Source organism: Lysobacter sp. DMC97, assembly GCF_056313745.1.
Map to the genome: position 1 here is coordinate 74,651 of NZ_JBQUZR010000005.1, position 12,056 is coordinate 86,706.

Annotated in this window: 13 protein-coding genes; 10 read left to right on the forward strand and 3 right to left on the reverse strand. The window is 72.2% G+C overall.

Going from position 1 to position 12,056, the window contains the following annotated elements; translation table 11 throughout:
* Positions 1 to 8: 8 nt before the first annotated feature.
* From ACT53Q_RS12145 to ACT53Q_RS12175, 7 genes are all read left to right on the forward strand, one after another.
* Positions 9 to 1,694 (forward strand): Hsp70 family protein, encoded by a 1,686-nt coding sequence (locus ACT53Q_RS12145; RefSeq protein WP_476186912.1) that lies wholly within the window; start codon positions 9 to 11, stop codon positions 1,692 to 1,694.
* Positions 1,691 to 2,857, forward strand: a complete 1,167-nt coding sequence (locus tag ACT53Q_RS12150; RefSeq protein WP_476186913.1) for a hypothetical protein — start codon at positions 1,691 to 1,693, stop codon at positions 2,855 to 2,857. Before ACT53Q_RS12145 ends, ACT53Q_RS12150 begins: the two co-directional genes overlap by 4 nt.
* 52 nt (positions 2,858 to 2,909) lie before the next feature.
* Complete coding sequence (locus tag ACT53Q_RS12155; protein ID WP_476186914.1) at positions 2,910 to 3,758, forward strand: hypothetical protein; 849 nt, start codon at positions 2,910 to 2,912, stop codon at positions 3,756 to 3,758.
* 16 nt (positions 3,759 to 3,774) lie between these two features.
* Positions 3,775 to 4,662 carry a hypothetical protein gene (locus ACT53Q_RS12160; protein ID WP_476186915.1) on the forward strand — a complete coding sequence of 296 codons (888 nt, stop codon included), beginning with the start codon at positions 3,775 to 3,777 and terminating at the stop codon, positions 4,660 to 4,662.
* The gene (locus ACT53Q_RS12165) at positions 4,659 to 6,539 is read left to right on the forward strand and encodes a hypothetical protein (RefSeq protein WP_476186916.1); all 1,881 of its coding nucleotides are present in this window, start codon (positions 4,659 to 4,661) and stop codon (positions 6,537 to 6,539) included. Before ACT53Q_RS12160 ends, ACT53Q_RS12165 begins: the two co-directional genes overlap by 4 nt.
* A 105-nt stretch (positions 6,540 to 6,644) precedes the next feature.
* Positions 6,645 to 7,163, forward strand: coding sequence for a bactofilin family protein (locus tag ACT53Q_RS12170; protein WP_476186917.1), 519 nt, complete (start codon positions 6,645 to 6,647; stop codon positions 7,161 to 7,163).
* A gap of 11 nt (positions 7,164 to 7,174) precedes the next feature.
* On the forward strand, positions 7,175 to 7,534 hold the full coding sequence (locus ACT53Q_RS12175) for a hypothetical protein (protein WP_476186918.1): 360 nt from the start codon (positions 7,175 to 7,177) through the stop codon (positions 7,532 to 7,534).
* A gap of 185 nt (positions 7,535 to 7,719) precedes the next feature.
* On the opposite strand, the gene ACT53Q_RS12180 is transcribed toward ACT53Q_RS12175, so the two are convergent.
* Genes ACT53Q_RS12180 through ACT53Q_RS12190 form a run of 3 tightly spaced genes read right to left on the reverse strand, consistent with a single transcriptional unit; the run spans position 7,720 to position 10,069 of the window.
* Complete coding sequence (locus ACT53Q_RS12180; protein WP_476186919.1) at positions 7,720 to 7,962, reverse strand: DUF6587 family protein; 243 nt, start codon at positions 7,960 to 7,962, stop codon at positions 7,720 to 7,722.
* A gap of 5 nt (positions 7,963 to 7,967) precedes the next feature.
* Positions 7,968 to 9,827: a ferrous iron transporter B gene (gene feoB / locus ACT53Q_RS12185; protein ID WP_476186920.1), complete on the reverse strand. Its 1,860-nt coding sequence runs from the start codon at positions 9,825 to 9,827 to the stop codon at positions 7,968 to 7,970.
* Positions 9,824 to 10,069, reverse strand: a complete 246-nt coding sequence (locus ACT53Q_RS12190) for a FeoA family protein (protein ID WP_476186921.1) — start codon at positions 10,067 to 10,069, stop codon at positions 9,824 to 9,826. Before ACT53Q_RS12190 ends, feoB begins: the two co-directional genes overlap by 4 nt.
* Positions 10,070 to 10,261: 192 nt before the next feature.
* Between ACT53Q_RS12190 and ACT53Q_RS12195 the strand changes: the two genes are divergently transcribed.
* Genes ACT53Q_RS12195 through ACT53Q_RS12205 form a run of 3 tightly spaced genes read left to right on the forward strand, consistent with a single transcriptional unit; the run spans position 10,262 to position 11,983 of the window.
* Positions 10,262 to 11,044 carry an enoyl-CoA hydratase-related protein gene (locus ACT53Q_RS12195; RefSeq protein WP_476186922.1) on the forward strand — a complete coding sequence of 261 codons (783 nt, stop codon included), beginning with the start codon at positions 10,262 to 10,264 and terminating at the stop codon, positions 11,042 to 11,044.
* 34 nt (positions 11,045 to 11,078) lie between these two features.
* Positions 11,079 to 11,471, forward strand: coding sequence for a VOC family protein (locus ACT53Q_RS12200; protein WP_476186923.1), 393 nt, complete (start codon positions 11,079 to 11,081; stop codon positions 11,469 to 11,471).
* Positions 11,472 to 11,473: 2 nt separating this feature from the next.
* On the forward strand, positions 11,474 to 11,983 hold the full coding sequence (locus ACT53Q_RS12205; RefSeq protein WP_476186924.1) for a cupin domain-containing protein: 510 nt from the start codon (positions 11,474 to 11,476) through the stop codon (positions 11,981 to 11,983).
* Positions 11,984 to 12,056 lie beyond the last annotated feature (73 nt).

The following is a 12,056-nucleotide window of genomic DNA, read 5'->3' on the forward strand; positions in this document are numbered from 1 at the left end:
TTTCCTCCATGATCGTCGGCATCGACCTCGGCACCACGCATTCCCTCGTCGGCGCGTATCGCGAAGACGGCCCCGTCCTCTTTCCCAACGCGCTCGGCGACCTGCTCACGCCATCGGTGGTCAGCGTGGATGGCGATCGCATCCTCGTCGGCCAGGCCGCGCGCGACCGGCTGATCAGCCATCCGCAGCACACCGTCGCCGCGTTCAAGCGCTGGATGGGCACGCCGCGCGAAACGCGCCTCGGCGACCGCGCGTTCCGGCCCGAGGATCTCTCGGCGCTGGTGCTGCGCGCGCTGATCGCCGACGCCGAAGCCGCGCTGGGCGAGAAGGTCGAGGAGGCGGTGATCAGCGTGCCGGCGTATTTCTCCGACGCGCAGCGCAAGGCCACGCGCGCCGCGGGCGAGATCGCCGGCGTGCGCGTGGAGCGACTGATCAACGAACCGACCGCGGCGGCGCTGGCCTACGGTCTGCAGAACCGCGAGGGCGAAGGCCGCTTCCTGGTGTTCGACCTCGGCGGCGGCACGTTCGACGTGTCGATCCTGGAATGCTTCGACAACGTGTTCGAAGTGCACGCCAGCGCCGGCGACAACTTCCTCGGCGGCGAGGATTTCCTCGACGTGCTGGTGGAGGCCTTCCTCGCCGACGCCTCGCTCAATCCGCGCGCGCTGAAGGCCGCGGAGATGGCGCAGGTGCGCCGGCGCATGGAGAAGCTCAAGCGCGAACTGGGCACGGGCGAGGGCACGTTCCAGGCGCAGATCGGCGACAAGCAGTACGACTGGACCGTCGACGAGGCGCGCTTCGCATCGCTCGCCGAACCGCTGGTGCAGCGCATGCGCGGGCCGATCGAACGCGCGATGCGCGACGCGCGGCTGCAGCCAGACCAGCTGGACGAGATCGTGCTGGTCGGCGGCGCCAGCCGCATGCCGCTGGTGTCGCGGCTGGTGTCGCGCATGTTCGGGCGGCTGCCGCTGCGCCACATCAACCCCGACCAGGCGATCGCGCTGGGCGCGGTGGTGGCCTCGGGCCTGAAGCGGCGCGACGCGAAGCTGGAGGAGATCATCCTCACCGACGTCTGCCCGTACACGCTCGGCACCGAGGTCGCCAAGCGCGATGCCAACGGCCAGGTGCAGACCGGATTCTTCCACCCGATCATCCTGCGCAACAGCACCGTGCCGGTGAGCCGCGAGGATTCGTTCTCGCCGATGCACGACCGCCAGGAACGGCTGACGATCGACATCTACCAGGGCGAGAACCCGCTGGTCGCGAACAACATCAAGCTGGGCGAGATCGGCATCCTGCTCGACCCGCGGCGCTCGCGCGACGAGAACAGCGTGACCGTGCGCTTCACCTACGACATCAACGGCCTGCTGCAGGTGGAAGTGACCGAGCACGCCACCCAGCGCAAGCACGAACTGGTGCTGGAGCAGAACCCGGGCCTGCTGACGCCGGAGGAAATCCGCGCCCGGCTGGCGGCGCTGGCCGACCTCAAGGTGCATCCGCGCGACCAGCAGGAGAACATCGCGCTGCTGACCCGCGCCGAGCGCATGTACGAGGAATACCTGCACGAGCGCGATCGCCTGCAGGAATGGATCGTGCATTTCCGCTCGGCGCTGGAGTCGCAGGACAACAGCCTGATCGCGCGCCAGCGCGTGCAGTTCGCCGAAGCCCTGGACATGCTGGAAACCTCGATGTGACGTGGGCGTTCGCGGCCCTCGGCCTGGCGCCCGACGCCGACGAGCGCGCGATCAAGCGTGCCTACGCGACGCGGCTGAAGACGTCGCGCCCGGACGAGGACCCCGAAGGCTTCCAGCGGCTCAACGAGGCCTACCAGGCCGCACTGGCGCAGTGTCGCGGCATGTCGCCGCGCGACGCCGTCCCCGCACCGATCGTCCCGATCGCCCCCATTCCGACGGCCTCGTCGGACGCGACCGACGAGGCCGCGCCACCGCGCCTGCGGGTCACGCCAGCGCCTGCATCGCCGCCCGCCGCGGCGTATCGCCCGTTCTTCGACCGGCGCAAGATGGCGTGGGACGATCCGGAGATGTGGATCGATCTCTCGCTGCGCACGGCGTTCCACGCGTCGGCGACCGACCTGTGGCAATGGCTGCTGGACCAGCCGGTCTGGTGGTCGCTGGCCGAGAAGCCGCGCTTCCGCCCGCGCCTGCTCGCAGTGTTCGAGGCACGGGTCCCGCCGATGCCGCGCGCCAACTTCGATGCGCTGGCCGAGTTCTTCGGCTTCGACCGGGTGGAGGCCGGCCTCGATCACGCCGGGCTGATGGCGCTGCGCGAGGCGATGGACGATGCGTGGATCGAGATCCGCGACGAACGCTTCCGCGACGGCATCCGCCCGTCGGATCCGCCGCCGTGGAGCGAAGGCGCGGCCGAACACCGGCTCGCCCGCCGGCGTCGTGCGGAACAGCGCGCGGAGCAGGACAAGGACGCGGCCGAAAGCGCCGAGCGTGCGCGCCGCGGACGCTGGATCGCGCAGGTCGCCGAACACGACTACCCGCACCTGCTGGCCGGGCACGCGATCGGATGGCGCGATCTCGGGCGCCTGCTGCGTCCGGGCTATCCGGGCAGGTTGCGGGACGTACTGAGCGAACTCGGCTGCGACACCGGCGACGCGCTGCCCGACACCGTTTCCGCGCCGCAGGTGCGCTTCTGGCTGGCGGCGGGCGACGCCGGCGCGTGGTCGTGGCCGCGCGCAGGATTCCTCGCCGCACGCACGCTGGTCGCCCTGGCGATCTTCGGCGTGCTGATCGGACCGGTCGCCGGGCTCGTCGATCTGCATCCCGGCATCGGCCCCCGACTCGCCATCGGCCTGTGCGCGGCCTTCGTCTACGCGAGGCTGGGATGAGCCCGCGCCGCCTGCGCACCGCGACGACGCGCGCCGCACGCCGGAGAGCCGCATGAACCGGGCGTTCGCGGCCCTCGGCCTCTCGCCCGACGCCGACGAGCGCGCGATCAAGCGTGCCTACGCCGCGCAGTTGAGGACCGTGCGCCCGGACGAGGACCCGGAAGGCTTCCAGCGGCTCAACGAGGCCTACCAGGCCGCGCTCGAGCACTGCGCCGCACGCGCCACCGCGCCGCCGGTTCGCCTCCCCGCGCCGACGCCCGCGGAGGAGGCGCCTGCCGCATCGGCCGCACCGCCCGCGCCGCGCCCGCGTACGCCGCACCGCGCGCCGTCGCCTCCGCTCCCCGACCCGATCGCGACGCCGCCGGAAGACGCGGCGTTCGACATCGCCCACTGCCTGCGGCTCGCCGCGAACTGGGACCACCAGCCGCTGGTCGCGTGGCTCGACACGCAGGCGTCGCTGTGGTCGCTCGACGGCAAGGCCCGCAGCGGCCGCGTACTGTTGCTGACCATGGCGCACGAGCGGCCGCCGGTCGCCGACCACAACTTCGAAACGCTGGCCAAATGTTTCGGCTACTACGACCTGCACGCCGGCCACGATTTCCTCGCCGTGCGCGAACTGCGGGCGGAGCTGCATGCACGGTGGCGCGAGGCGCGCAGGAACGGGCAGCAGAAGGAAACGCAGGCCTGGAACCCGGGCAGCGTGGCCGAACTCTCCGGCACGTCGATGTGGCAGGCGGGCCAGCGGCCGCCGACGACCGGCTCACAGCAGGACTGGTCGCGGCTGGAGTTCGATCCGGCCCGCAAACCGCGCCCGCACAAGGAAGGGACTTTCGGACTCTGGCTGCTGGGCCTCATCATCCTCGCGGTGCTCCTGTCCGGTCTGCTGGATGGTCACCGCTGATCCGGATCCCCGACGCATGCCGACCGCCTTCCACCTGCTGGGACTCGCCCCCGACGCCGACGAGCGCGCGATCAAGCGCGCCTACGCGGCGCGGCTGAAGACCTCGCGCCCGGACGAGGATCCGGAAGGCTTCCAGCGGCTCAACCAGGCCTACCAGACGGCGCTGGCGCACTGCGCCGCGCACGGCGCGGTGCGGAGGCCGCTGCCACTCGATCCACAGCAGCTCGATCCACGGCAGCTCGATCCGCCACGGCTCGATCCGCCGCCGCATCCGCGAACGCCGGCTCCCGCGGCGGAGGCCGGGCCCGTCGTCGAAGACCTGCCACGTACCGCGCCGTCGGCGGCCCCCGCCGGCGAAACGACGGATCGGCCACCCGCCGTCCCGCCGCCGCTCCCGCCCGTCCGCTGGCGGACGCAGAACCCCGTGCCGGGCACGTTCCCGGCGAACGGCCCCGCCGCGGCGCCCGCGTTCGACATGGACACGTTCTTCCGCGAACTGCATGCGCGCGCCGGTCGCGAGCCCGTGGCCGCGTTCCGCGCCTGGCTGGTCGGCCACGAGGCGCTCTACGCGATGGCGCTGAAGGATGCCCTGGCCGTTCCGCTGGTGCATTTCCTCGGCGGCGTTCCGCCCCTGCGCCGCGAACACCTCGACGAGGTGCTGCGCTTCTTCGGCCTCGACACCGTGAGCCCGCGCACGCAGCGGCTGGAAGCGGCACTGCACCGGCTGCGCGAGAACGCCCTGCGCGACGGCCCGGACTGGGAGCGGATCATGACCCGCCCCGCCGACGGCGGCCCGCGCCGCCCCGCCAGCGTGCGCAGCAGCGGCGGCGGCATCCCGCTGTGGCCCATCCTGGTCGGGCTGTACGTGCTCAGCCGGATCGCCAGCTTCTTCGCGCACGCATGACCCCGCATGCCCTCCGCCTGCTGGGACTCGGCACCGACGCGGACGAACGCGCGATCAAGCGCGCGTACGCGGCGCGGCTGAGGACCACGCGCCCGGACGAGGATCCGGAAGGCTTCCAGCGGCTCAACGAGGCCTACCAGGCGGCGTTGCACTGGGCGAGGCAGCAGCCGGTGCGACCGGTGCCGCCGCCGGTGGCGCAGATCGACGGTGAAGCCCGCGTCGCCATGCACGTGGAAGCGACCGCCGGCCCCGCTGCCGAACCGGTCGCGGAAGCCGGCGTCGCACCGGACACGGAGGTCGCACCGCCGGTCGCCGAGGGCGGCACGACGTTCCGTTTCGAGGCGCCGCCGCTGCAACCGTCGTTGCCGTCGCTGCCACCCGCGCCACGGCTGCGGGTGAGCCCGGCCACAACCGATGTCGACGACGACGACGAGGAGGTCGTGCCGCCGCCCGCGCCGGCGCGGCTGCGCATCCATCACATGCCGCCCGCGGCGGACACGCCCGCCGCCGACATGGCGGATCCGGCGCCGCCGCCCGCCGCACCGCCGCCGCGGCTGCGGGTGTCGGAGGCACCGCCCGCGCCGCCACCGCCGGAAGACGCCCCGCCGTGGCGCCGCCTGCGGGTCGCCAGCAGTCCGCTGGCGCCGGCCCCGGAGCCGGTCGGCGCGCCGGCCGAGGACGAGGTGCCGCTCGATCCGGCGCGGTTCCATCGCGACTGCCTGACGCTGGCCGCGAACGGCACGCGGGCGGAGTTCGAGGCCTGGCTGCGGGCGCAGCCGGCGCTGTGGTCGATCGTGCGCAAGGCGGCGCTCGGCCGCGGCCTGTTCGACCTGCTGCGCACGCAGCTGCCGCCGGTGCCCGAGGTGCAGTTCGACGTGATCGTCGCGTTCTTCGCCATCGACGATGTGCACAGCGGCTACGACCCGCTGGTGGTGCAGCAACTGCGCACGACGCTGCACGAGGCCTGGAGCGTCGCGCGCGATCTGGCCGGCGACGCGGCAATCGAGATTCCGGTCAAGCGCGGCTGGCCGGTCTACGGCGCGGCGCGCACGACCGCCGCACGCGCGAAGCTGGAACAGCGGCAGCGCGAGAAAGTGGTGGCGCAGCTGGCGGCCGCGCGCCATCCCGAACTGCTCCGGCGCTGGTCGTGGTGGCGGCTGTTCCGCAACGTGCTGTCGCGGCAACGCGTGGCCGAAGTGGCGAACGCGGTCGAGCAGCTCGGCGATGCCCCGGGTGACCGCTTCGATCCGCGCGCGCTGCGCTTCTGGCGGCAGGCGGCCGACGAGACGCGCTGGTCGTGGCCACACACGTTCCTGGTGTTCTCGCGCTGCCTCGCGGCGGCGCTGGGCGTGGTCGCGCTGCTGCTGGCGATCAGCCTGCCGATCGTGATCGACGAAGGTGGCTGGGGCCTGTACGTCGGCATCGGCGGCGGCGTGCTGGCCACGACCTTCGGTACGTGGCTGGGCTACGCCTCGATCCGCCATTTCGTGCGCTGGCAGTCGGAAGACGATCCGCCACCGGGACTGCTCCGCGGGCTGCATCGCGCCGCGGTGCCGCTGCTGGCGCTGCTGGGCATCGGCATCAGCCTCGGCCGGACCGTGGATGCCGCGGCGATCGCGATCGTGCTGTTCGCGACGATCGTGGCGATCCGCCGGCAGTCGGCCCGCAACGGCGCGCTGCTGCCGCACATCGACTGGGATGCGCACGCGGGCTGGGGCCTGCTGCGACTGGTGCTGCTGCTGGTGGGCGTGGGGACGTTCAGCCTGTTGGCGATCTTCGCGGACGGCGGCCCGCCCTTCTGCCTCGCGCTGGCCGGGCTGGCGCTGCTGTTCTGGGGCATCGACCGCGTCCGCCAGCGCCGACGCGCGCCCCGCTGAACGACGCCGCCTATCGTTCTGCTGCGCCAGTCACAGCGGTACAGCTTCGCGGCGGCTATGGTGAGGCCCCCGCCGCGCGCCGTCGGCATCACCGGAACCACCCCCATGGCCATCTTCCAGTCCGGCTCGAGCAAGAAGGACGCCGAGACGCCCAGCTTCGCCGCGCGCGAAGCGACGCCCCCGCCCACCGCCAACACCGACTTCGCGCCGGCCACCTTCCCGCGCGCCGGTGCGACCGCCGCGGCGCCCGCGCCGGCCACCAAGGAGTCGCTGATCGCCGCCGACCTGACCATCGAAGGCAAGATCGAAGGCTCCGGCCACGTCCGCATCGCCGGCCGCTTCAAGGGCGACGTCAACGTGCAGGGCGACCTGTCGCTGGAGCGCGGCGCCAAGCTCAACGGCGGCGTGCGCGCGAAGAAGGTCATCGTCGCGGGCGAACTGGAAGGCAACATCGAATCGGCCGCGCGCGTCGAACTGCTGGAAACGGCGGTGCTGATCGGCGACACCAAGGCCGGCACGCTGACCGTCGCCGCCGGCGCCAAGATCCGCGGCCACGTCGACTGCGGCTGGGAAAGCACCAGCGCGCCGAAGCCGGACGCCAAGGCCGACGCCGCCGAAGGCTGAGCGGCCCGGCCGTGAGCCAGCCCCCCCGACCCGGCACCGCGGGTGCCACCCGCGAGTGCCCGCACTGCAAGGCGACGATCCTCGAAACGTCGGTCGTCTGCCCGGCGTGCAAGCATTACCTGCGCTACGACAGCGACGCCCGCCCGGCGACGCCGGCGCAGGTGCCGCTGCACGTGGAAGGCACCATCCGCCATCCCGCCGACGGCGAGGCCTGGGAATACTCGGTCGTCGTGGTGATCCGCGACGCCCGCGGCCAGGAAATCGCGCGCAAGGTCGTCGGCGTCGGCGCGATGCACGCCGGCGACGAACGCAGCTTCAGCCTCGCGGTGGAAGTGTTCGAGGCCAAGGGCACAAAGCCGCGGAAGCATTGAGCGCGGGACCGTTGCAACGGTCGTTCCCGTAGAGCGGAGCGAAGCTCCGCTACCCCGTATCCGGAAAGGTGGACTGCGTCCGTCATCGGCAAACCGGTAGAGCGGCCTTCAGGCCGCTGCTCTTCATGGCATCCGGGAAAGACAGCGGCCTGAAGGCCGCTCTACCGAGGCAACCGAAGCGGTGATCAGCCCTTGCCGTCGTCGCAGGCGTCGCAACCGGCGCAGCCGGCGGCGGCCTTCGGCACCGGCGCGATCCGTTTGCCGATCGTGCGCAGCCATGCGGGGCGGCCCTCGCGCACCAGCGGCAGTGCCAGCGCGATGCGCAGGCGGCGCGCGGCACCGGGCGCCTGCTTGCGGAACACGACCCACGCGCTGACCAGCACGGCGATCGCGATGATCGCGTACTGCACGGCGAGCGAGGCGGTCATCGCGTTCACCCCGCGCCGAGCGCGACGGCGATCTGGTACGTCAGCAGCGACATGACGTACGCCAGCCCGAACAGGTAGCCGGCGGTGATGCCCACCTGCTTCCACGAATGCGTCTCGCGCTTGATCGTCGCCAGCGTCGACACGCACATCGGCGCGTAGATGTACCAGACCAGCAGCGACAGCGCGGTCGCCAGCGACCAGTCCTGCGCGATCAGCGGCGACAGCGCCTGCGCGGCCGCGGTGTCGTCGGTGGCGGACAGCGCGTACACGGTGGCGAGCGAGGACACCGCGACTTCGCGTGCCGCGAGGCCCGGGATCAGCGCGATGCAGATGCGCCAGTCGAAGCCCAGCGGCGCGAACACCACGGTCATCGCGTGGCCGATGCGGCCGGCGAAGCTGTAGTCGATTGCCGGGCCGGCCGCGCCCGCCGGCGGCGCCGGGAACGACAGCAGGAACCACAGCAGGATGGTCAGCGCGAGGATGATGCCGCCGACACGCTTGAGGAAGATCGCTGCGCGCTCCCACAGCCCGATCGCGAGATCGCGCACCTGCGGCACACGATACGACGGCAGTTCCAGCAGCAGCGCGTGCTCGCCGCGATCGCGCCGCCAGCGCTTCATCAGCCAGGTGACGATCAGCGCACTGCCCACACCCGCCGCGTACAGGCCGAACAGCACCAGCCCCTGCAGGTTGAGTACGCCGGCGACTTCGCGCCGCGGGATGAACGCGCCGATCAGCAGCGCATACACCGGCAGCCGCGCCGAGCAGGTCATCAACGGCGCGACGAGGATCGTGGCGAGGCGGTCGCGCGGGTCCTGGATGCTGCGCGTCGCCATGATGCCCGGCACCGCGCAAGCAAAGCTGGACAGCAGCGGGATGAAGCTGCGCCCGGACAGGCCGGCCTTGAACATCATCCGGTCGAGCAGGAACGCCGCACGCGGCAGGTAGCCGGATTCCTCCAGCGCCAGGATGAAGGCAAAGAGGATGAGGATCTGCGGCAGGAACACGATCACGCCGCCGAGGCCGGCGATCACGCCGTCGACCATGAGGCTCTTCAGCGGCCCCTCGGGCATCGTCGCGCCGACGCGCGCGCCCAGCCAGGCGATGCCGGCGTCGATGCCGTCCATCAGCGGCGTCGCCCAGGCGTACACCGCCTGGAAGATCAGGAACATCACCAGCGCGAGCGCCAGCAGCCCGAACACCGGATGCAGCAGCCAGCGATCCAGCGCGTCGTCGATGCGCGCGGTGCGGCTGGGCATGCGCACCGCGAGTTCCAGCAGGCGGCGGGTCTCGGCGTGGGGATCGGTGTCCCCGGCCAGGCGCTGCTCCGGCGGATGCGGCCGTTCGGCCATCGCGTCGAGCTGCGCGACCAGCGCGCGGCCGCCGTCGCGATGCACGGCCACGGTCTCGACCACCGGCACGCCCAGTTCGCGACGCAGCACGTCCAGGTCGATGTCGATGCCGCGGCGCCGCGCGGCGTCCATCATGTTCACCGCCAGCACCATCGGCCGGCCCAGTTCGCGCACTTCCAGCGCAAAGCGCAGGTGCAGGCGCAGGTTGGTGGCGTCGACCACGCAGACCAGCACGTCCGGCGCCGGCTCGCCCGGATAGAAGCCGCGGCAGACGTCGCGGGTGACGGCTTCGTCGAGGCTGGCGGCGTTCAGGCTGTAGGCACCGGGCAGGTCCAGCAACACGAAGCTGCGGCCCGACGGCGACTGCATCCGGCCTTCCTTGCGCTCCACGGTGACGCCGGCGTAGTTCGCCACCTTCTGGCGGCTGCCGGTCAGCAGGTTGAACAGCGCCGTCTTGCCGCAATTGGGGTTCCCGACCAGCGCCAGGCGCAGCGTTGACGCGGCGGCGTTCATGGCGCGACGGCCTTGCGCAGCTGGACGCGCGCGGCCTCGGCGCGGCGCAGGGCGAAGCGGGTGAAGCCGATCTGCACCAGCAGCGGCTCGGCGCCGAACGGCCCGGCCGCGACCACCGACACCGGCTCGCCCGCGACGAAGCCCAGCTCGCGCAGGCGGCGCGCGATGGCGTCGTTCGGGCCCTGGTCCTGCACGGCGTCGATCACCGCGACGGTCCGGGGCTGCAGTTCGGTCAGCGTCACGCCTGCCCCCAAATAGGAATTGTTCTCATTCTATACCAGCGTCCCTGTCTGCAAACCGATCCGGGTCAAATTCCGGACATGAAGGGCCCGCGGCGGCCACGCCTGCCGCCGCCGCGGCCTGTTGCCGTGGATGACCGCCCCCACCGGGTCAGCGGATATCATGCGGCGCATCGCCAAGGAGAGCCGCGACGCATGTCCGATTCGCTGCAACACCACCGCAATGGCCCGGTCGTCCGGCTCCGCCTGCACCGCCCGGACCTGCACAACGCCTTCGATGCCGACCTGATCGGCGCCCTGACCGCGGCGCTGATCGCCCTCGGCGAGGACCGCTCGGTGCGCGCGGTGGTGCTGGAAGCCGCCGGCACCAGCTTCTCCGCCGGCGCCGACCTGAACTGGATGCGCGCGATGGCCTCGGCCACCGAGGACGAGAACCGCACCGACGCCCTCGCCCTCGCCCGGCTGATGCGGGTGCTGGACGAACTGCCGCATCCCACCCTCGCCCGCGTGCACGGTGCCGCGTTCGGCGGCGGCGTGGGGCTGATCGCCTGCTGCGACATCGCCATCGGCGTGCCCGAGGCGAAGTTCGGCCTGACCGAAAGCCGCCTCGGCCTGCTGCCGGCCGTCATCTCGCCCTACGTGATCGACGCCATCGGCGCGCGCCAGGCGCGGCGCTGGTTCGCCACCGCCGAGACCTTCGACGCCGCCGAGGCCCTGCGCATCGGTCTGCTGCACGCGGTCGTGCCCGCCGACGCGCTGGACGAGGCCGTGACCCGCCAGCTCGACCTGCTGCTGCGCGCCGGCCCGTACGCCGCCAGCGAGGCCAAGGCGCTGGTGCGCCGGGTCGCCACCGGCCACGACCGCGACAGGCTCGGCAAGGACAACGCCGACCTGATCGCGCGCCTGCGGGTCTCGCGCGAAGGCCAGGAAGGCATCGGCGCCTTCTTGGAGAAGCGCAAGCCCGCCTGGGCGCCCTGACGCCCGCACCCGCCTCGACCGGAGCCACGCCGCCATGCTCGACCACCTCGGGTTCGCCGTCGCCGACTACCCCCGCAGCCGCGCCTTCTACGAACGCGCGCTCGCCCCGCTGGGCATCGGCGTGCGCATGGACGTGACCCGCGAAATGACCGGCGGCTACGCAGGCTGCGGCTTCGGCACGGAAGGCGGCCGCCCGCAGTTCTGGGTCGGCACCGGCAGCGGCGGATCGGGCCACGGCATGCACATCGCGTTCACCGCGAAGACCCGCGCCGAGGTCGACGCCTTCCACGCCGCGGCGCTCGCCGCCGGCGGCACCGACAACGGCGCGCCCGGCCTGCGTCCGCACTACCACCCGCACTACTACGGCGCGTTCGTGCTGGATCCGGACGGCCACAACGTCGAAGCCGTGTGCCACGCTCCGGAATGACCATGACCGCGCCCATCCTCAACATCGCCGACGTCGAGACGATCGACCTGGCCGAACGCTCGCGCCAGCGCGGCAGCGACCGCATGCCCGCCGAGCGCTTCGGCGGCCGCATCGGGCCGATCGGACCGAAGGTCGGCGCGCGCCGGCTCGGCTACAACCTCACCATCGTCGCACCGGGCAAGGCCGCGTTCCCGAAGCATTCGCACTACGTCAACGAGGAGATGTTCTTCATCCTCGACGGCACCGGCGAACTGCGCCTCGGCGACGCCGTGCATCCGGTGCGCGCCGGCGACGTCATCGCCTGCCCGCCCGGCGGCCCGGAGACCGGGCACCAGTTGTTCAACACCGGCAGCGTCGACCTGCGCTACCTCGCGGTCAGCACCATGGACTTCCCGGAAATCTGCGAATACCCCGACTCCGGCAAGTTCCTCGCCATGAGCGGCATGCCGCCCGGCGCTTTCCGCACCCTCGGCCGCGCCGCCGACGGCCTCGACTACTGGGACGGCGAGTGAGCCCGACCGCGAACGTCGCCCGGGCTCTCGAAGCCCTCCCCTTCAAGGGGAGGGTTTGGGTGGGGATGGGGTC